This window comes from Acidiphilium sp. 20-67-58, assembly GCF_002255515.1.
Lineage (GTDB): Bacteria > Pseudomonadota > Alphaproteobacteria > Acetobacterales > Acetobacteraceae > Acidiphilium.
The window spans coordinates 26,819-44,853 of the sequence record NZ_NCAS01000026.1 but is presented as its reverse complement, the minus strand read 5'-3'; the positions used below and the strand labels follow the sequence as shown (position 1 = coordinate 44,853).

The window sequence follows — 18,035 nt, the reverse complement described above, 5'->3', positions numbered from 1 at the left end:
TCGTCCATCGCCAGCCTCCATCAAAGCTGGCTCCCCATGAATCACCCAATCCGTGCCATGGGAACCCTAAAAATCAGATTTCCGCCAAAGTAGTGCTAGAGCATCATCCGATCAGATGGAATCATCTGATCGGATAAAGATGCTCGACTTATCAATATGATAGAGCACTACATCCGATCCAACCGGATCGGAAAGTGCTCTAGTGATCGTCGTCGTGGCCCAACGGCAGGCTGAAGCCGAAGGACAGGCCGGCCGGGAAGGACGGCGCATAATACGCCGGCGGCGGTGGCGCATAATAGGCCGGTGGCGGCGGTGCGTAGTAGCGGGGTGGGGGCGGCGCGTAATAGACCGGAGGCGGCGGCGGCGCGTAATAGGCCGGCGGGCCGGCAAAGCCGATTGAAAAGCTCGGGCCGCCATCCCAGTCGGCTTGGGCGACGCTGGTCGCGGCGAGGACAACACAGGCGGCCATCGCACCGCCGACGATGATGCTGGTTCGCTTCATGTGGGCATCTCCTGATCGATGATCGTAATCTGTCAGGAGAATGCGGCGGAATTCGGCGATCCTGATTTACCGCTGGATGAAATTCCGTTCATCCCGCGGTTCAGCCCTGGCGCATGCCTACCGCCTCGATGAACAGAGCGACGATCAGCACCGCGAGCACGACGATCGAGATCGCCCAGCGCAGGATGAGATAGTTTCCCGGCACGATGTCGCGCCCGCGGCCGACCGTTTCGGCCACGATGGTCGCGAAGAAGCCGGCAATCAGGATCGCGATGGCCAGGCGCGGCGCCTGGGCCAGCGAGAGGGCGAGCAGAGCGAGCCAGCCGACCAACGCCGGCAGCACACCGAACAGCAGGCGCTGGTTGTTCAGCCGCATCTCGGGCACGATGCCGCCTGGCTCCAGTGCGAAGCCCCAGTGTACCGCGCCGAGAAAGGCGAGGATGCAGGCGCCGTAATCGATCATGACAGTGGTCGCGAGCGGAGCGCGCGTCGGGTCGGTGATGATGGCGGCGAGGCTGACCAGGAAGGGGACCAGCCCGGCGATTGCGAGCAGGGTGGCGATGGTGAAGGGAGCGCGGTTCATGCCTGTTTATGTCATGAAATCGAGCCCGATATCCAGCACCCGCGCGCTGTGGGTCAGCCACCCGGCCGAGATCAGGTCGACCCCGGTTTCCGCGATGGCGGGGGCGCTCTCCGGGGTGATCCGGCCGGAGGCCTCGGTGATCGCACGATCTTTCGCCATCACGACGGCCCGGCGCAAAGTTGCAGGGTCCATGTTGTCGAGCAGCACGGCATGCGCACCGGCCTCTAGCGCCTCGGCGAGCTGGTCGAGCCGGTCGACCTCGCATTCGATTTTCACCAGATGGCCCACCGCGGCGCGGGCACGGCGCACCGCGAGGCCGACACCGCCGGCAATGGCGATGTGGTTGTCCTTGATCAGCACCGCGTCATCGAGCCCGAAGCGGTGATTGGCGCCGCCGCCGCAGCGCACAGCGTATTTCTGCAAGGCCCTCAGGCCGGGAATGGTCTTGCGCGTGCAGGTGATCCGCGCCCCGGTATGGGCGATGGCGGCGGCGATGCCGGCGGTGGCGGTGGCAACCCCGGAAAGCTGGCCGAGAAAGTTCAGCGCTGTCCGCTCGGCCGAGAGAATGGCACGCGCCTTTCCCTCGATCCGCGCGATCACGTCGCCGGGCGCGACCGTGCCGCCATCCGGGATCAGGATATCGAGCGCGAGGGACGGATCGAGCAGGTCGAAGGCGATGGCGGCGCAATCGAGGCCAGCAATCGTGCCCTTCTCGCGGGCGACGAAGGCGACGGTGGTGCGGCTGTCGTCCGGAATCACCGCGTCGGCAGTGATGTCGCCGGCGCGGCCGAGATCCTCGAGCAGGGCGGCGCGAACAGCCGGTTCGATCATGATGCGGGGCAGCTTGGTCATGCGGCGTGGGGCCTTTGCGCGAGGGCAGCGGCACGGGCGAGGGCCGCCGCCTGGGTGAGATCGGAATGGCGCGGCTGCGCGGCGCGGGAGGGCGCATCGGTCCGCGCATGGGCGCCACGGCTTTCGGCGCGGTCGAGTGCTGCGACGCCGATCATGAGGCCGATCAGCGCGGCATCGTGAGCCGGAGCCAGCGGGGCGAGGCGCTCGATCAGGTGCGCCAGGCCGGCGGCATCGCGCAGCACGCCGAGATGGCGGCTGACAAGATCGCGCACCAGCGCCGGTGGCGGTGCGCTGCGCGGCGCAGCGGCGGACGCGGTCATCGAGGTTGCATCGGGTTCACCGGCGAGCGCGGTTCCGGCATCGGTGCCGGTGACGAAGGCTTCGAGCAGCGAGTTGCTGGCCAGGCGGTTCGCGCCGTGCAGCCCGGTGCAGGCGGCCTCGCCGGCGGCGTAGAGCCCGCCCACGCTCGCGCGGCCCTGCGCGTCCACGGCGATGCCGCCCATGTGGTAATGCGCGACCGGGCGCACCGGGATCGGCTGTCGCGCGGGATCGATCCCGGCGGCGCGGCAGGCGGCGTCGATCGTCGGGAATCGGGCGGCGAAGCCGGCGCCGAGATGTGTGGCGTCGAGCGTGACGCGGTGGCCGGCGGCGAGATGATGGACAATGGCGCGGGCAACCTCATCGCGCGGGGCGAGTTCGTCGGTGAAGCGCTGACCGGTCTCATCGGTCAGGATGGCGCCTTCGCCGCGCACCGCCTCGGAGATCAGCGGCATCGGCGTGGCGCCGGAATCGAGTCCGGTTGGGTGGAACTGGACGAATTCGAGATCGCGCAGCACGGCGCCCGCGCGTGCGGCGAGGGCGAGGCCGGAGCCGTCGGCACCTGGCGGGGTGCTGGTGTGGCGCCACAGCGCGCCGACGCCGCCGGTCGCGATCAGCACGGCGGCGGTCGGGAGATGGACGATGCAGCCAGCGGTCTCGACCCAGAGGCCACGCACCCGGTTCTCCGCGACATCGAGCGCCACGGCGCGCGCGTGTTCGATGATCGTGACATGCGGGGCGGCGCGCACGGCGGCGGCGAGCGCGGTGGTCAGGGCGCGGCCGGTGGCATCCTTCACATGGCTGATCCGGCGGCGCGCATGGGCGGCTTCGAGGCCGAGCCCGGCGTCGAAGCGCACGCCGTGGGCGCGCAGGGAATCGATCACGAACGGCCCCCTGGCGATGATGCGCGAGACCGCGGCGGCGTCGCATAGCCCGTCGCCGGCAGCGAGTGTGTCGGCGATGTGCAGGTCGATGGCATCGTCGGCGCCGATGGCGGCGGCGATACCGCCCTGGGCCCAGAGACTGGCGGCGCCGGCATCGAGCGTGCCGGCGGTGAGCAGTCGCACCGGGCGTGGCGCGGCGGCCAGGGCGGCGGCAAGGCCGGCGAGCCCGGCCCCGACAATGATCGGGGCGTTCATGGGATTGTGCGCATCCGCATCAAGGTATCGCGAGAATGCGCTATCAAGGTATCGCGAGCATTCGCTCGACCGCCGCGCGTGCCGGGGTGGCGAGGGCAGGGTCGATCGTCACCGCTTCGGTCATGGTTTCCAAAGCGCTGCGAATGCCGGCCAGGGTGATCCGCTTCATGTGCGGGCAGAGATTGCAGGGCTTGACGAAGGTGGTTGCGGGATTGGCGGCGGCGATGTTGTCGGCCATCGAGCACTCGGTGATCAATGCTGCGCGGGCCGGGCGGTGGCGCGCGATATAGTCGGCGATGGCGGCGGTGGAGCCGGCGAAATCGGCGGCGGCGACCACCTCCTCCGGGCATTCCGGATGGGCGAGGACGGCAACCCCGTCATATTGCTGGCGTACCTGCACGATGTCAGCGGCGGTGAAGCGCTCGTGCACCTCGCAGGCGCCGTCCCAGGCGATGATGCGGATGGTGGTTTCGCGCGCAGTGTTGGCGGCTAGAAAGCGGTCCGGCAGCATGATCACCGCGTCGGTCCCGGCGGCGCGGGCGGCGTGCTCGACCACCTTGCGGGCATTGGCCGAGGTGCAGCAATAATCCACCTCGGCCTTCACCGCGGCTGAGGTATTCACATAGGCGATCACCGGCAGGCCCGGATGGCGGGCGCGCAGGCCGCGGACATCGGCGGCCGTGATGCTTTCGGCGAGCGAGCAGCCGGCGCGGGAATCGGGGATCAGCACCGTCTTGTCCGGGTTCAGCAGCTTCGCGGTCTCGGCCATGAAATGCACCCCGGCGACGACGATGACCGAAGCGCGGGCCAACATCGCCTCACGGGCGAGAGCGAGGCTGTCGCCCACGATGTCGGCGACGCCGTGATAGATGTCCGGCGTCTGGTAATTATGGGCAAGGATGATTGCGTCGCGCGCCTGCTTGAGGTCGCGGATTGCCGCGATGTCCTCTTGCATCAGCGCCCATTCGGCGGGCGGGACATGTGCGGCGAGCGGCGCGGGAACGGGGGCAGCGGCGAGAGTCATGGCCACATCCTTATGCTCGAAATGAGCATATCATGAGCGATTTTATGGCCGAAAATCGGCCGGATCAACGCCTCTTATAGTGGATGTGAGTATAATTCGGTCAAGGTGTGGCGAGCGGCGGGCGGCTGCCGGTCATGGCCCGTTCGTCACGGATGGCACTGCGGAAACGGAACAGCTTGGCCGGCCGGCCGGGGCCGTTCGCGAAATCTCCCGTTTCTTCCAGCAGGTTCTGGCCTTCGATGAGGCGCCGGAAGTTCTGCTTGTGCAGTTTCTGGCCGCTGACGGATTCAATGCAGTGTTGCAGTTCGAGCAGGGAAAATCGCTCCGGCATCAGCTCGAAAACGGCGGGCCGGGCCCGCAGCCGGGCACGCAGCCGGCTGATCGCGGTGGCGAGGATGCGGCGGTGGTCGGCGGCGAGCGTGGCACCCGGGGCGAACTCGCCATGCGCCGGCCGGCCGTCGCGCGCGGCCTCGCGCACCAGCCCGGCTTCGTAGAGGAGTTCGTAGCGGTCGAGCGCCAGATCCTCCTGCCAGGGCGTGCCGTCGAGCCCGAAGCAGCGGGCGATGCGCGCGCGGCGCGTCGGCTCCGTGCCCACCCAGCTTCGCAGGCCGGGTTCGATCCGTGAGGCGGCGTCGTTCGCGGTGCGGCGGTCTTCCCAGGGAAAGTAGCGGTACCAGTCCTGCCACGAGACCTGGCCGCCGAGCCGAGCCCGCGTCTCGCTGCTGAGGGCGAGGTAGGAGATCGAGATGCTCCGCCCAGCACGGCTGCGGCCGGCATCGGCGAAGGTGTAGAGTTGCTCCACATGGCCGAGCGGATGTCCGGTCTGGCGCTCCACCCGGTCGCGCAGCCCGGCCTGCAGCGATCGATGGGCCGATTCGAGCGGGCCGGCGGGCAGGGCGCTGCCATCGAGCAGGGTGAGGACGCGGGGTGTTGCGTCGGTGACGGCGACAACGACCGCGATCAGCTCAGCGTGGATCGGGTCGGCGCTATCGCTCACGGCTTCATCATCCGGAAGGCGAGGCGGGCGGCGAGTCCGCGCGGCGCGAAACGGGTGCCGAAGGCCATTGCCGCGTTGCTTCGCCCGGCGACGACGCTGGAGCGCCCGGCGAGCAGTGCTGCGACGCCGATTCGCGCGACCTCGGCGCTGGTCATCGCGCTGCGTTTGGTGAAGGTGGAGCGGATCTGGCCGGCGGCATCGAAGAACTCGGTTTCGGTGACGCCGGGGCAGAGCACGGTAGTACGCACGCCGCGTCCGGACAGCTCGACATTCAGCGATTCGCCGAGCGAGAGGACATAGGATTTGGTCGCGGCATAGGCGGCGTAGAGCGGAACCGGCTGGAACGCGGCAGTGGAGGCGACCATCATGATACGGCCCCAGCCGCGCGCCGCCATCGGAGCGGCGAACAGCCGTGTGAGATGGGTCAGGGCGGTGATGTTCACCGCGAGCATCGCCTCGGTCCGTGTCCATTCGGCCTCGGCAAAGGGGCCGAAGACGCCTAGTCCGGCATTGTTCACCAGAATGTCGATGGTCGGGAAGCGTTCGGCCAAGGCGAGGCGGCCGGCCTCATCGGCGAGGTCGGCGGCGGCGGTTTCGGCGGTGACGCCGAACAGGCGGCATTCGGCAGCCAGCGACTCGAGCCGGTCCTGCCGCCTTGCGGTGAGAATGAGGTCAGCACCACGCTGGGCGAGCTGGCGGGCAATATCGGCGCCGATGCCGCTGGAAGCCCCGGTGACGAGGGCGCGGCGGCCACGGAAAGCGTCGGTCATTGATCCGTCTCCTTCGGTCGGTCATGATGGCGGGACAGCAGTGTGTGCGCAATTCGGTGGTTCCGGAAAGGCCGGAAGCCCTTTGAGCGCATGAATACCCCGCTCATAATGGGCTCGAAGACGAACAGGGAAGGGACGCGTGATGAAGTTTTCGATTGGAGCAGCAGGATTGCTGCTCGTCGCCATCGCGGCACAATCTGCGGTGGCCCAGGCCCAGCCCGCGCAGGTGCAACTGGCGACGCGCGACATGACCCAGATGCTCTCGGCGATCGGGCATTCCGATTACAAATCTTTCGTGGCACCGACGTCATCGACATTCCGGGCCCATGTCGACAGCAAGAAGTTTCCCGCTCAGGCGGCCGCCATCGACGCGAAGATCCCGCTATCCCAGCCTTTCGCCGTCAAATACCTGACGACGCAGCGGGTGGGCTCAACGATCGGCTATATTTTCGAGGTGACGCTACAGGGGGGAAATCAGGTTCTCACCGACCTGACGCTCACCGGTACCAGGGTCTCGAGCTTCCACCTTCTTTGAGACGGGCTTCTCTGGAGTACTACATCGGATCCTTTTGGATCGGATGTAGTGCTCTATCATATTGATAAAAATAATATTTTTATCCGATCAGATGACTCCGTCTGTTCGGATGATGTTCTGAAACTGGCCGGCGTCCCGGCGCTCAGGCGCCGCCGGGCCGCCAGAGCGTGTCGGCGCGACCTTCGTCGTTGAGCAGGCGGGCGAGAATGAACATCGTGTCCGACAGGCGGTTGAGATAGGGGATCGGTATATCTGAAATAGTCGTCTCGCCGGCGAGACGCACCAGTTCGCGTTCGGCACGCCGCGCGATCGTGCGGGCGAGATGCGCGCGGGATGCGGCTTCGGTGCCTCCCGGCAGAATGAAGCTGGTCAGCGGGCCAAGACGCGCATTCCAGGCGGTGGCGGCTTCGTCGAGCCGGGCAACATAGGCGCTGGTCAGCCTTGACGGGCGGTTAGGGTCGGCGGGCGCGGCAAGGTCGGCGCCGATATCGAACAGATCGTTCTGGATGGCGGCGAGGACCGAGTCGATCTCGGGAGACTGCGCGCAGACCACGCGGAGCAAACCGACCGCGGTGTTGGTTTCATCCAGCGCGCCGAACACGGCGATGCGGGTGTGGCTCTTGGCGACGCGCGATCCGTCGGCCAGGGATGTTTCGCCACGGTCGCCGCCGCGGGTCACGATCGTATCCAGCTTCACCATCTCGCAGACCTCATTTCACCAGAATTCCTTCGTTCTTGGCCTTGTGATCGGGCTCGACATGGATCGTGATGATCACGCCTGCCATTTCCCGCTTCAAGGCACCTTCGATCCGATCGCATATGGTGTGGGATTCGGCGACCGTCATGGTCCCCGGCACGACGAGGTGGAATTCGAGGAAGCGCGACTGCCCGGCCTCACGGATTCGCATGTCATGCGCCTCGATCGCGCCGGCGGCATGGGTGGCGACGAGCCGGTGGATCCGGTCCACCATTTCCGCCGGCGGCGCGCGGTCGAGCAGTGCGCTGAGGGCGCGCAGCACTGTCCGCCCGCCCATGAATGCAATCTGCGCCGCGACGGCCATGGCGATCAGCGGGTCGATGACCGGCAGGTCGGCGAGGACGGCGATGGACAATCCTGCGATGATCCCGACCGTGGTGATGGCGTCGGCCACGAGATGGGCTTGATCTGCTGCCAGCGCCGGAAATTTCCGGGTCACGCCGGACCGGCCGAGCGCGAGCGCCCAGAGGGCATTCACGAGGCCGCCGGCCGCGTTCAGGCCGAGGCCCAGGACCGGCGCCGAAGGGAGGTGCGGCACAAATATCGTGCTTGCGGCGCGTTCGAGTATCAGCACTGCGGCGAAGAGGATCATGCCCCCCTCGGCGACCGCACTCAGCAGTTCGGCTTTCGCATGTCCGTAGGGGTGCTCGCTGTCGGCGGGCTTGGCGGCGGCCTTGAGCGCCACCATCACCATCACCGCGGCAAAGACGTTCACCAGTGATTCGAGTGCGTCGGAATAGAGTGCCGCCGAATGGCTGACGCGCCACGCCGTCACCTTCAGCCCGAGCGAGACCAGGCTGATGACGACACTCAGGGCAGCAAGGCGGAGCGGGATAAACATCGTTCCTCAGGCTCGATCTTTCCGAACGGTTTGGCGTCTTGTCGAGCGGCTGGCCAACAGGCTTGCGTCCTGGTCCTGTTCCCGAAAGCCTCGCCCGGAAGCCAGGCAAGGCCAACGCCGCGCCCCCGCTTTAGCCGAACCGTGACACCGATGAAACCGCCGGCATCACCGATCAGGCCGAGCGCCTCGACCCCTGCGCTGCTTGCGCTGCCGCGGGCAGCCATACGCGGCATGTCGTGCCGGTTCCCTCGACACTGTCGATCACCAGCCGGCCACGGTGGCGCATGACGACATGCTTGACGATCGCAAGGCCGAGCCCGGTTCCGCCCACGGCGCGCGCCCGCCCCTTGTCAGCCCGATAGAATCGCTCCGTCAGCCTTGGCAGATGCTCGCGCGCGATCCCGGGGCCATCATCGATCACTTCAATCAGAATGCCAGGTTGGGGAAAGTCGGCATTTGGCGTTGCATGCGCGGACACCGTGATGTTGCCGCCCGAATTGCCGTGCTTGAGCGCGCTGTATTTCACCGCGTTGTCGACAAGGTTGCCGATGACCTGGGTGAGCTGGCCGGAATCGCCATGCACGACGGGCAGGCTGGCGGCGATATCCAGGGTCAGCCTGGTCGAGGCTTTGGCGAGGATCGGGTCCATGAAGCTGGCGACCTGGCGGATCACCGGCCCGATATCGATCTGCTCGGAGGGGGGCTGATGCTCCGACATCTCGATTCGCGAGAGGCTCAGCAGATCGGCGATGATCCTCTGCATCCGTTCGGCCTGTTCGGCCATGATGGCGAGAAAACGGGGCACGGCCTCGACATCGCCGCGGGCCGGGCCGCGCAGGGTCTCGATGAAGCCGATCAGGCTGGTCAGCGGCGTCCGCAATTCGTGGCTTGCATTGGCGACGAAATCGGCGCGCATCTGGTTCAGTTCGCGCTCGCGGGTGCGGTCGGTCAGCAGGATGTAGACCGGGGCCGCGCGGCCAAGATCTCCGCTGCGGATCACCGTGGCATCCAGAACCCTGGCGACCGGTGTGGCGAGCGATAGGGTGGTCCGTACCGGCTGGTCGGCCAGCTCCGCCTCCGCAAGGGCGGCGCGCAACTGCGGATGGCGGAGGAGTGCCGATTCCTCGGCGCCGTAGATCCTGACCGCTGCGGGGTTTCTCCAGACGATCCGCCGCGACCCAGGCAGGCCGTCGAGCTGGAACAGCGCATCCGGCAGGCGGTTGAGAAGAGACTGGCTGTAGTTGGCGTTGGTGGCGGCGGCTTCGCGGGTTTCGCGTTCCGTGGCGATCGTCTGGATGATGCGCTGGGCGAGGTTGGTCAGCCCCGGTGTTACGAGCTGCAATGCCGAGGGCGATGACGGCGCGGTGAGCGCGGCACTGAAGCGCCGCAGATCGCGCGCCAGAACCATGCCCGCCGCTCCCGACCAGGCGGCGCAGCCGGCCAGCCAGCCGATGCCCTCCCAGAGAGGGATCGCGCGGGCAAAGATCAGTCCGGACAGGACGATGGCAGGCGGACCGCCGAGCCAGGCCGCTATCGTTGCGATCGGTCGGCGCATCCGGTCAGGTCATGCGTTCGGCGATGGTGCCGGGGATGGCAATGTCTGCGGTGCGGGCGAAACCACTTTTGGACCGTTCGGCTCGATCCGGAACACCGCGAGCCCGCGTTCGACATGACCGTTGGGCAGCAGCCGGAGCGGACCGTCGGTACCCGAGAACCCGCTGGATGCCGTCAGAACGGATGTCTTGTACCCGCCTTCATGCGCCGCGAGTACGCTGATCGCCGCGGCGTCGAAGGCAACCTTGTCGATCGATGGCGGCGTGACACCGCCATAGGTTGCCTCGAATTTCTGGTTAAATGGCAGGCCTGCCGACGGATCGGGCGCCGCATAGATCGCACCGCGCAGAACCTCATGCGTGGCCATCGCCCTGGCACGGCTGGACCAGAGCGCGGGGCCCATCAGCTGAACCTGTGGCGGACCGGCCTCGTAATACGGAAGGAAGGTTTGCAACTCGGCGAGGTCTTCGCTTGTCGCACCAAGCAGAAGGGCATCGAAGGGCGGCGGCGGGACGGGTTCGCTCCGCAGCTTGGCCGCGAGGCGACGTCCCGCCGCGCTGTCCTCGTCGCGGGCAGCGCGAATCCGCGACATCAGGCCGGCACCCCGGCTGTCGAATTGTGAGATGCTCCGCGTCGTTGCGTTCAGGCTGGAGAAAGATGCCGAATAGTATCCGATATGCGGCGGTGGAGCGCCGAGCCGGGCTGTGGTGCGGCGCAGGGCGGCGGCCATGAGCCGGCCGAACAGGTTATCCGGCAGGATCGCGGCGGTGCGGGTGCGACCGCTTTCGATGGCGTAGGAAACCACCCTGCCGACCTGCTGGTCGGGCGAGATGCCCAGCGGCCAGATGCCAGGGCGCGCAACGCTGTCGTCATTGGTGAAGGCAAGGACATTCACGCCCGCCGACTGGGCGATGGGCGTGACCGCACGAGCTTCCGCCATGGTAAGCGGTCCGAGGATGAGACCGGCACCCTTGCCGATGGCGTTATGCGCGGCGCTGGCGGCGCCGGCCGCCGTGCCGCCGGTGTTCTCGACATCCAGCCTAGGTGCGCCTGGTGCTGAAAATGCCAGTTTGACGGCCTTCTCGATCGACTGTCCGATGGCGCCGTAGGGGCCGGTCAGCGGCACCAGCAACGCGACGGGACCTTGCGTCCGTGTGGCGTGCGCCGTCGGTTGCATCGATGAGACCTCGCCGCCGGTGGCGGTGGGGCGCGGCGCGGTGCTGCATCCCGCAAGTGCGAGTGCCGCAGCGGTTGCCAAAACCAAAGCCACAGGCGTTAATGTCGTTCGTGACATCCGAGACTTCTCCACTTGCATCCGAAACGGCCTCTCGTCGGCAACCCGACCTTGTGCTGGTTTCCACGCCAATCGGCAACCTGGGCGATTTGTCGCCACGCGCGGTCAGCGCGCTGCGCGAAGCAGACATCATATTATGCGAAGATACCCGCGTTAGCGCGACCCTGCTGGCTCAATATCAAATCTTAACAAAATTACAATCTTTCCACGACCATAACGAACAGGCCCGAACCCCTGCGCTGATCAGCATGATGCGCGAGGGAAAGCGGCTCGCCCTGGTGAGCGATGCGGGGGCACCGCTCATCGCCGATCCTGGTTACCGGCTGGTGCGTGCGGCGATCGACGAGGGACTCGTTGTCAGTGCCGTGCCGGGGCCGAATGCAGCCGTCATGGCGCTCGCCTTGTCCGGCCTGCCACCCCATCCGTTTCTCTTCGCCGGTTTTCTGCCGCCGCGCTCGGCCGCTCGCCGCAGCGCATTGCAGCGTCTGGTCGCGGCGGAGCACGCCGGACTTGTCGCGACATTGGTGTTTTATGAAGCCCCCCACCGGTTGGCGGCGTGTCTTGAAGATTGTCAGGCGATCCTCGGAGATCGACCCGCTGCGGTGGGGCGCGAACTGACCAAAAGATTCGAGGAGATAAGGCGAGGCCCGCTTTCCGTGCTCGCCGAACATTACGCGACGACCGCCGCGCGCGGCGAGATCACCCTGGTGATCGGTCCTGCGACCCGGACAAGCGCATCGGCAGAGGCGCTGGACGAGGCGCTCGAAGCTGCACTGGCGGTCATGTCGATCAAGGATGCGGCTTCGGCCGTTGCCCGGGAGCTGGAGTTGCCACGCAAGCTGGTATACGCGCGCGCGCTCAGCCTGAAGCAGGACGAAGTGTCAGGCTGAGCAGGCCAGGATGGAAAACATACGGCACTGCGTAAAGTGCAGCCGTGCTCAGGTTGACCACGAACAGCAGCCCGAGCGCCTTCCACCAGCTGGTCTGCAGCCCGGCCCGCAGCACGAAACCCTGCAGCCACAGCATATAGAGGGCGATCAGCCCGCCTGAGAGGGTGAGCGCGCCGACCTGCCCGGCGCCGAGCGCGAGCAGGATGTCATTGACGACCATTCCCAGGGGAATGAGAACGAACACGACCCAGATCGACCAGTTCAGCGCCGTGGCAGTGATCAGCCATCGGTCGCGACGTCCAAGCCAGTGCGATGCCCGTTCGATGATGACGGGTTGTATCAGGACGCCGCACAGTCGGGACAGCATGAGCCCCGCCGCGTAGATCCAGTGGCCACGTGCCGCCAGAAGTGCCGCGCCAACCATCGGGAAGGCGATCAGCGGCGCGATCGACGCCGAGAAGGCGGCGGGTGTGTTCCCGAACTCGCGAAACGCATCGAGTCTGCCGAGGGCCAGTCGGAAGATGCCGCGCAGGGTGCTGAACAGCGCTCCGGCAAAACGATCCTCACCATTCATGCGAACACACGATCCAGAATTTGGGCATAGATTTCGGACAAATCTCTCAACTCGCTGATCGGAACCGCCTCGTCGACCCGGTGCATTGAGGTTCCGACCAGACCGAATTCGGCGACAGGACAACATGACGTGATGAACCGGGCATCCGACGTGCCGCCGCCGGTGTCCAGTTTGGGCGTGATGCCGGTTACCTTGGCGATGGCATCACTGAGCAGGTCGATATCCTTGCCGGGTTTGGTCAGGAACGCCTCGCCGCTGATGCTGGTCTCGCATTTTGCGCCGGGCGCGTAGGTCGAGACCGTTTCGCGTATCCAGGCGGCGAGTTCGGTCCCCTTGTGCCGGTCATTGAACCGGATGTTCAGCCGCGCCGATGCGCTGGCCGGGATCACGTTGCCGGCCGCATTCCCGGTATCGACGCTGGTGATTTGCAGCGAGGACGGTTCGAACCAGGCTGTGCCGGTATCGAGTTGCCGCGTGCGGAGCGCTTCAAGGGCAGGGATCAGCCGGTGAAGCGGATTGTCGGCGAGATGGGGATAGGCGACATGCCCCTGCACGCCGGGAACAGTGATACGGGCCGAAACCGATCCGCGCCGGCCGATCTTGATCGTATCGCCAAGCGTGGTCCGGCAGGTCGGCTCGCCGACCAGGCAGAATTCGGGCAGGGCGCGATTTTCGGCCAAATGGTCGAGAATGCGCCGGGTTCCGTCGACGGCCTCGCCCTCCTCATCGCCCGTGATCAGCAGGGAGATGGTTCCCGCCCGGTATGCCGGTCGGGATGCCAGCGCTGCGACGAAGGCTGCGATCGCGCCCTTCATGTCGACGGCGCCCCGCCCATAGAGCAGCCCATCCGCGATGGTGCCGCCGAATGGCGGGTGGCGCCAGTCATCGCCAGGGGGAACGACATCGGTGTGACCGGCGAAGGCGAAATGCGGGCTGCCGGTTCCGCGTCGGGCGACGAGGTTGGAAACCTCGCCGCATTGCAGCGTCTCGACCGTGAAACCGAGCGACTCCAGCAGACCAGCAAGCGTTGTCTGAGCGCCATCATCGACCGGCGTGACCGAGCGGTGGCGCAGCAAAAGCTGCGCGATCGGGACGGGGTCCGTGCCGGTCACGCCCGCAGAAGCTCGTTGATCGCGGTCTTCGAGCGGGTCTGGGCATCGACCCGCTTCACGATCACGGCGCAGGCGAGCGATGGGCCCGGGCTGCCGTCAGGCAGCGCCTTGCCCGGCAATGCTCCGGGCACGACAACGGAATAGGCTGGTACGCGGCCATAGAAGATCTCGCCGGTTGCGCGATCGACGATCTTGGTCGAGGCGCCGAGAAACACTCCCATCGAAAGCACGGCGCCGCGCTCCACAATCACGCCCTCAGCGACTTCCGAGCGCGCGCCGATGAAGCAGTCATCCTCGATGATCACCGGATTGGCTTGTAGCGGCTCGAGCACTCCACCGATTCCGACACCGCCGCTGATATGGCAGTTGCGGCCGACCTGCGCGCAGGAGCCCACCGTTGCCCAGGTGTCGATCATCGTATCCTCGCCGACCCTGGCGCCGACATTGACGAAGCTCGGCATCAGCACCGTGTTCCGCCCGACATGAGCGGAATATCGGACAACCGCACCCGGCACCGCCCGAATCCCCGCGGCCGCGAAGCGGGCATCGTCCCAGTCGCCGAATTTCATCGGCACCTTGTCGAACACGGGCGCACCGCCGGCTCCTTCCATGCTCCGGTTCGGCAGCAGGCGGAAGGACATGAGAATGGCCTGCTTGAGCCATTGATGCACGGTCCAGCCGTCCGGGCCGGGTTCCGCCACCCGCAGAACGCCGTCGTCCAGCAAGGTGAGGGCCTGGTTCACCGCCTCGCGCACTGGTCCCTGGTAGGCCGGATCGAGTTGGTCCCGGCGGTCCCAGGCAGCGGTAATCGTCGCGGCGAGCGGTGTGTGATCCATTGGCGGCCTTTCCGTATTTGTTCCGGCGAGACCATGCTGAGGTGGGTTCAGCCTGTCAATCGGGCGGTAATACGTTATTTACCCAATCCTGCGAAAAGCCTGATAATGACGTATGAGGCAGGCTTTTCCATGGAAGCATCCGAGGGCGCCCGTGACGGACGAGACATTTCAGGGCGTCTCGACCGCATGGCACGCATGATCGATAGTTTGGCAGGACTGCCTGACCCGAGTACCGCCGGCCCCGCGGCCTGCGCCTTGCTGGCAGCGGAATTTCCCGATTCCGGCATGTGTTTCGTGGTGCGCCCGGCGACGGTGCAGCAGGGGGGGGAAACGATCCTCGCTGATTACCCCTATGGCATCGGCCTGACCGATTGCATCGGCGGTGAAATCCTCACCATTCCCGTCGATCTGGAAACTGCAACTGCCGGGCATCTCCCTGCGGCTTCACTCGTGGCCTGGCGTAGTCGTGGAGACAGGCGGTTCACTGCCGCGGAAACCGATCTGCTGACCGCGATCGGACCGCATTTGCGGCGCCTCGTGACCCGGTTGCTTACGGCTGGCGCCACCAAGAAGCGGAATGCGCTCGATCCTGAAACCGGATTGTGGCCCCTGCCGAGTTTCCTCGCACAGGCGGATCGCCGATTTGACCGGTTGGACATCGAGGAACGCGTTGGCACCATGTTCGCCATAGGCTGGGTCAGATCGAGCGGCACGCAAGGATCGGAAGCGTCATCTGCCGTCATTCGTGAGTCGGCCGAAACCCTGCGCGACATGTTGCGTCCGAGCGACCTGATCGGGCGGATCGGCCCGACCCGCCTTGCCGCCTGGTGCGATGGGGTGGATCATCTGGTAGCTGCCGAGCGGGGAGACCGGATCGTCGCGCGGCTGGATGCGATGCTGGCGGGAACCGGTCGCCATGTCGCCATTGGCATCGCGTCGCGGTGGTCACGCTCGGGCGATGACCCTGCGGCGGTTCTCGCCAATGCCCGCTCCGGTCTCGAGCAGGCCCGTTTGACCGCCGCGACGACCGGGCGGCCTGCCGTGCGGATCTGGCAGTCCGATATCTCCTGAATCTCGCGCCGAGGGAGCGGAAAATCAGGTATTGTCTTCATGGGGGCGAACATCGAGGAACCGGCTGAGAAGCCAGTCCCCATCGATTTTCTCCTCCATGAGGGCCATTGCCAGCACCTCGCTGCCGAAGACTGGGGCAGCGAGAACCATGTCGGGGTGAACCCGTCGGACGCGCTCGAGATTCTTGCGGGTACTCACCGCGGCCACCTTTTTGGCATCCGTGCCCAGTTCCCGGACCGCGAGAACGACAAAGGCATTTTCCGAGTCGTCATCCGAAAGGGCAAGAATCGCCCGCGCATGCTCGCCACCGGCTTTGCGGAGCGTATCGAGGTCGGTGGGATCGCCGATCACCGTCTCGGCATCGCCGAAACTCGCATCCTCGAATTCCGTTATGACAATCACGGATTCTCCACGATTGCGCAGTTCGCGGGCTGTATTTCGGGCAAGGACGCCATGGCCGGAAATGATGAAGTGGTTGACGCGTTTCATTTTCTGCCTCCGGGGGCCGATCGTCCGGTTTATCCGATTCTGCAGAACCGGGCCGATCACGGCAGTCAGTGCGGTTGCGAAGACCGTCAGTCCGAGCACGATGAGCGAGACGACGAAAAGCCGCGCGTTCTCGCTCTTGGGGAGGATGTCGCCATACCCCACGGTCGACATCGTGACGATAACAAAATAAAGCGCTGACGGCAGATTGGTGATTGGCGGGTTGAAGCCGGCGCCGAGAAGCAGTGAACCGAGCACCCCGTACACCATCAAGACAAGTACCGAGGCCACAGCGAACAGCGTGCCGGCGGCCAGTGAAGAACGGGAGAAGTGGTTGCGTGCGAGCAGGAGCGAGGCCAGCAGGGCGATGATGTAGATCGCTTCCCCATCGAGTCTGGACGCTGCCTGGACATGAACGGTCAGCAGAAGTTGGGCAAGCGTGATCCCGATGGCCGAGAGCCAGGCGATACGCGAGCGGCCCAGCAACCCAATGGCGATCAGGAGTTGGAGTGCGCCAACGACGACGGTTGGAACGCCGTTGAGGATAAGGCCGGGAATATTTCCCGAAATCGGGTGAATGGCGCTGACCAGGTTGGCCAGATCGAGATGAAGATATTCCGCAGCGAATTTCTGGATAGTCGGCAGAATCGCGAGCGCGCCAGCGACGCCGACTGCGAGCGCCAGCGGGACATGTGGAAACCACAGATCCATCCGCAGGCGCCGGTACCAGCGGTGCCCAAGCAAACGCATCGGGCGTATGAGAAGTGAAACGACCCTATTCATCGCGGGGCCCTTGGAGGAGGCCATTGACGCCGCTGGCGCCTTTCATCTCGCCCATCATTACCTTCGAGATGGGCGCTAATGGCGGGCGCCGCAACGCCCGGTCGTCAGGGAAGTGAAATCTCGAAGTTCTCGACCACTGTATTGGCGAGCAGGCGTCTCGCCATCGCTTCGGCGGTAGACCTTGCCTTCTCGCGGTCAGTCTCGGCGATGTCTAGTTCGATCAGCTTGCCGACCCGGACATCCGTGACGCCGTCATATCCCAGGCCTTCGAGTGCGTGGCCAATGGCCTTGCCCTGAGGATCGAGCACGCCGGGTTTCAGCTTGACCGCGACCACAACCTTCATTGCATCATCTCCGGGCCCTTCATGTCGCGGGTTCCGGCTTCGGGCAGGATGCCGAGCCGCTTGGCGACTTCCTGATACGCTTCCTCGACCCGGCCGAGGTCACGGCGGAAACGATCCTTGTCCATCTTTTCGTTGGTCTTGGCGTCCCAGAGTCGGCAGTTGTCCGGGCTGATTTCATCGGCGAGAACGATGCGCATATCCTCGTTCTCCCACAGCCGGCCGAACTCGATCTTGAAGTCCACCAATACGATTCCGACACCAAGGAATAGGCCGGTCAGAAAATCGTTGATACGCAGGCTGAGATGGACGATGTCGTCCATATCCTGCGTGCTGGCCCAGCCGAATGCGGTGATGTGATCCTCGGACACCATGGGATCGTTCAGCGCATCGTTCTTATAATAGTATTCGATGATGGACCGGGGAAGCCGCGTCCCCTCGGGGATGCCGAGCCGGGTGCTCATGCTGCCCGCCGCGACGTTGCGGATGACCACCTCGATCGGGATGATCTCGACCTCGCGCACAAGCTGTTCGCGCATGTTGAGGCGGCGGACGAAATGGGTGGGAATGCCGATTTCGCCGAGGCGTTGCATCAGGAACTCGCTGATGCGGTTGTTCAATACGCCCTTGCCGGTGATCACGCCCTTCTTCTGGGCGTTAAACGCGGTGGCGTCGTCCTTGAAATACTGCACGAGTGTGCCGGGTTCCGGCCCTTCGAACAGAATTTTTGCCTTGCCTTCGTAAAGTTGCCGGCGACGCGCCATGGGTGGACCTCG

Annotated in this window: 20 protein-coding genes; 3 read left to right on the top strand and 17 right to left on the bottom strand. The window is 65.6% G+C overall.

Features of this window, described 5'->3' with window-relative positions; genetic code table 11:
- Nucleotides 1–199: 199 nt before the first annotated feature.
- From B7Z76_RS11470 to B7Z76_RS11440, 7 genes are all read right to left on the bottom strand, one after another.
- A complete protein-coding gene (locus B7Z76_RS11470; RefSeq protein WP_174502735.1) occupies nucleotides 200–502 on the bottom strand; it encodes a hypothetical protein in 303 nt (100 codons plus the stop codon).
- Between the two features lie 100 nt (nucleotides 503–602).
- Nucleotides 603–1,085, bottom strand: coding sequence for a DUF3429 domain-containing protein (locus B7Z76_RS11465; RefSeq protein ID WP_174502734.1), 483 nt, complete (start codon nucleotides 1,083–1,085; stop codon nucleotides 603–605).
- 6 nt (nucleotides 1,086–1,091) lie between these two features.
- A complete protein-coding gene (gene nadC / locus B7Z76_RS11460) occupies nucleotides 1,092–1,937 on the bottom strand; it encodes a carboxylating nicotinate-nucleotide diphosphorylase (RefSeq protein ID WP_291344040.1) in 846 nt (281 codons plus the stop codon).
- A complete protein-coding gene (locus tag B7Z76_RS11455) occupies nucleotides 1,934–3,394 on the bottom strand; it encodes an L-aspartate oxidase (RefSeq protein WP_174502732.1) in 1,461 nt (486 codons plus the stop codon). The genes nadC and B7Z76_RS11455 overlap by 4 nt, the downstream gene beginning before the upstream one ends.
- A 43-nt stretch (nucleotides 3,395–3,437) precedes the next feature.
- Nucleotides 3,438–4,418 (bottom strand): quinolinate synthase NadA, encoded by a 981-nt coding sequence (gene nadA / locus B7Z76_RS11450; protein WP_174502731.1) that lies wholly within the window; start codon nucleotides 4,416–4,418, stop codon nucleotides 3,438–3,440.
- Between the two features lie 100 nt (nucleotides 4,419–4,518).
- Nucleotides 4,519–5,415 (bottom strand): NrtR DNA-binding winged helix domain-containing protein, encoded by an 897-nt coding sequence (locus B7Z76_RS11445; protein WP_291344037.1) that lies wholly within the window; start codon nucleotides 5,413–5,415, stop codon nucleotides 4,519–4,521.
- Nucleotides 5,412–6,185 carry an SDR family oxidoreductase gene (locus B7Z76_RS11440; protein WP_174502729.1) on the bottom strand — a complete coding sequence of 258 codons (774 nt, stop codon included), beginning with the start codon at nucleotides 6,183–6,185 and terminating at the stop codon, nucleotides 5,412–5,414. The genes B7Z76_RS11445 and B7Z76_RS11440 overlap by 4 nt, the downstream gene beginning before the upstream one ends.
- Nucleotides 6,186–6,327: 142 nt before the next feature.
- On the opposite strand from B7Z76_RS11440, the gene B7Z76_RS11435 reads away from it, so the two are divergent.
- Nucleotides 6,328–6,720 carry a hypothetical protein gene (locus B7Z76_RS11435; RefSeq protein ID WP_174502728.1) on the top strand — a complete coding sequence of 131 codons (393 nt, stop codon included), beginning with the start codon at nucleotides 6,328–6,330 and terminating at the stop codon, nucleotides 6,718–6,720.
- A gap of 142 nt (nucleotides 6,721–6,862) precedes the next feature.
- Here the strand turns inward: B7Z76_RS11435 and B7Z76_RS11430 are convergent, their stop codons facing one another.
- From B7Z76_RS11430 to B7Z76_RS11415, 4 genes are all read right to left on the bottom strand, one after another.
- A complete protein-coding gene (locus B7Z76_RS11430) occupies nucleotides 6,863–7,420 on the bottom strand; it encodes a cob(I)yrinic acid a,c-diamide adenosyltransferase (RefSeq protein WP_291344035.1) in 558 nt (185 codons plus the stop codon).
- Nucleotides 7,421–7,430: 10 nt separating this feature from the next.
- Nucleotides 7,431–8,318, bottom strand: a complete 888-nt coding sequence (locus B7Z76_RS11425) for a cation diffusion facilitator family transporter (protein WP_291344033.1) — start codon at nucleotides 8,316–8,318, stop codon at nucleotides 7,431–7,433.
- Between the two features lie 172 nt (nucleotides 8,319–8,490).
- Nucleotides 8,491–9,873, bottom strand: a complete 1,383-nt coding sequence (locus tag B7Z76_RS11420; protein WP_291344032.1) for a cell wall metabolism sensor histidine kinase WalK — start codon at nucleotides 9,871–9,873, stop codon at nucleotides 8,491–8,493.
- A 9-nt stretch (nucleotides 9,874–9,882) separates the two neighbouring features.
- Nucleotides 9,883–11,130: a penicillin-binding protein activator gene (locus B7Z76_RS11415; RefSeq protein ID WP_291344031.1), complete on the bottom strand. Its 1,248-nt coding sequence runs from the start codon at nucleotides 11,128–11,130 to the stop codon at nucleotides 9,883–9,885.
- A gap of 20 nt (nucleotides 11,131–11,150) precedes the next feature.
- Between B7Z76_RS11415 and rsmI the strand changes: the two genes are divergently transcribed.
- Nucleotides 11,151–12,056, top strand: a complete 906-nt coding sequence (rsmI, locus tag B7Z76_RS11410) for a 16S rRNA (cytidine(1402)-2'-O)-methyltransferase (protein ID WP_291344029.1) — start codon at nucleotides 11,151–11,153, stop codon at nucleotides 12,054–12,056.
- Here the strand turns inward: rsmI and B7Z76_RS11405 are convergent.
- Genes B7Z76_RS11405 through dapD form a run of 3 tightly spaced genes read right to left on the bottom strand, consistent with a single transcriptional unit; the run spans nucleotide 12,025 to nucleotide 14,578 of the window.
- Nucleotides 12,025–12,630: a hypothetical protein gene (locus tag B7Z76_RS11405; RefSeq protein ID WP_291344027.1), complete on the bottom strand. Its 606-nt coding sequence runs from the start codon at nucleotides 12,628–12,630 to the stop codon at nucleotides 12,025–12,027. The genes rsmI and B7Z76_RS11405 overlap by 32 nt on opposite strands.
- Nucleotides 12,627–13,742 (bottom strand): succinyl-diaminopimelate desuccinylase, encoded by a 1,116-nt coding sequence (gene dapE, locus B7Z76_RS11400; RefSeq protein ID WP_291344025.1) that lies wholly within the window; start codon nucleotides 13,740–13,742, stop codon nucleotides 12,627–12,629. The genes B7Z76_RS11405 and dapE overlap by 4 nt, the downstream gene beginning before the upstream one ends.
- Nucleotides 13,739–14,578 (bottom strand): 2,3,4,5-tetrahydropyridine-2,6-dicarboxylate N-succinyltransferase, encoded by an 840-nt coding sequence (gene dapD / locus B7Z76_RS11395; protein WP_291344023.1) that lies wholly within the window; start codon nucleotides 14,576–14,578, stop codon nucleotides 13,739–13,741. The genes dapE and dapD overlap by 4 nt, the downstream gene beginning before the upstream one ends.
- On the opposite strand from dapD, the gene B7Z76_RS11390 reads away from it, so the two are divergent.
- Nucleotides 14,570–15,649, top strand: a complete 1,080-nt coding sequence (locus tag B7Z76_RS11390) for a diguanylate cyclase domain-containing protein (protein WP_291344021.1) — start codon at nucleotides 14,570–14,572, stop codon at nucleotides 15,647–15,649. The two genes, dapD and B7Z76_RS11390, sit on opposite strands and share 9 nt — an antisense overlap.
- 24 nt (nucleotides 15,650–15,673) lie before the next feature.
- On the opposite strand, the gene kch is transcribed toward B7Z76_RS11390, so the two are convergent.
- The 3 genes from kch to purC form a co-directional block, all read right to left on the bottom strand.
- Nucleotides 15,674–16,885 (bottom strand): voltage-gated potassium channel protein, encoded by a 1,212-nt coding sequence (gene kch, locus B7Z76_RS11385; RefSeq protein ID WP_291344044.1) that lies wholly within the window; start codon nucleotides 16,883–16,885, stop codon nucleotides 15,674–15,676.
- 137 nt (nucleotides 16,886–17,022) lie between these two features.
- Complete coding sequence (gene purS / locus B7Z76_RS11380; RefSeq protein ID WP_291344020.1) at nucleotides 17,023–17,262, bottom strand: phosphoribosylformylglycinamidine synthase subunit PurS; 240 nt, start codon at nucleotides 17,260–17,262, stop codon at nucleotides 17,023–17,025.
- On the bottom strand, nucleotides 17,259–18,023 hold the full coding sequence (gene purC / locus B7Z76_RS11375; protein WP_174502718.1) for a phosphoribosylaminoimidazolesuccinocarboxamide synthase: 765 nt from the start codon (nucleotides 18,021–18,023) through the stop codon (nucleotides 17,259–17,261). The genes purS and purC overlap by 4 nt, the downstream gene beginning before the upstream one ends.
- Nucleotides 18,024–18,035 lie beyond the last annotated feature (12 nt).

What these genes read in the sequence shown, in the direction of transcription:
- B7Z76_RS11405 (WP_291344027.1), bottom strand. Translation starts at nt 12,630, where the DNA reads ATGAATGGTGAGGATCGTTTTGCCGGAGCGCTGTTCAGCACCCTGCGC.
- B7Z76_RS11465 (WP_174502734.1), bottom strand. Translation starts at nt 1,085, where the DNA reads ATGAACCGCGCTCCCTTCACCATCGCCACCCTGCTCGCAATCGCCGGG.
- kch (WP_291344044.1), bottom strand. Translation starts at nt 16,885, where the DNA reads ATGCGTTTGCTTGGGCACCGCTGGTACCGGCGCCTGCGGATGGATCTG.
- B7Z76_RS11420 (WP_291344032.1), bottom strand. Translation starts at nt 9,873, where the DNA reads ATGCGCCGACCGATCGCAACGATAGCGGCCTGGCTCGGCGGTCCGCCT.
- B7Z76_RS11470 (WP_174502735.1), bottom strand. Translation starts at nt 502, where the DNA reads ATGAAGCGAACCAGCATCATCGTCGGCGGTGCGATGGCCGCCTGTGTT.
- dapD (WP_291344023.1), bottom strand. Translation starts at nt 14,578, where the DNA reads ATGGATCACACACCGCTCGCCGCGACGATTACCGCTGCCTGGGACCGC.
- purS (WP_291344020.1), bottom strand. Translation starts at nt 17,262, where the DNA reads ATGAAGGTTGTGGTCGCGGTCAAGCTGAAACCCGGCGTGCTCGATCCT.
- B7Z76_RS11455 (WP_174502732.1), bottom strand. Translation starts at nt 3,394, where the DNA reads ATGAACGCCCCGATCATTGTCGGGGCCGGGCTCGCCGGCCTTGCCGCC.
- rsmI (WP_291344029.1), top strand. Translation starts at nt 11,151, where the DNA reads ATGTCGTTCGTGACATCCGAGACTTCTCCACTTGCATCCGAAACGGCC.
- B7Z76_RS11435 (WP_174502728.1), top strand. Translation starts at nt 6,328, where the DNA reads ATGAAGTTTTCGATTGGAGCAGCAGGATTGCTGCTCGTCGCCATCGCG.
- B7Z76_RS11440 (WP_174502729.1), bottom strand. Translation starts at nt 6,185, where the DNA reads ATGACCGACGCTTTCCGTGGCCGCCGCGCCCTCGTCACCGGGGCTTCC.
- nadC (WP_291344040.1), bottom strand. Translation starts at nt 1,937, where the DNA reads ATGACCAAGCTGCCCCGCATCATGATCGAACCGGCTGTTCGCGCCGCC.
- B7Z76_RS11425 (WP_291344033.1), bottom strand. Translation starts at nt 8,318, where the DNA reads ATGTTTATCCCGCTCCGCCTTGCTGCCCTGAGTGTCGTCATCAGCCTG.
- nadA (WP_174502731.1), bottom strand. Translation starts at nt 4,418, where the DNA reads ATGACTCTCGCCGCTGCCCCCGTTCCCGCGCCGCTCGCCGCACATGTC.
- purC (WP_174502718.1), bottom strand. Translation starts at nt 18,023, where the DNA reads ATGGCGCGTCGCCGGCAACTTTACGAAGGCAAGGCAAAAATTCTGTTC.
- B7Z76_RS11430 (WP_291344035.1), bottom strand. Translation starts at nt 7,420, where the DNA reads ATGGTGAAGCTGGATACGATCGTGACCCGCGGCGGCGACCGTGGCGAA.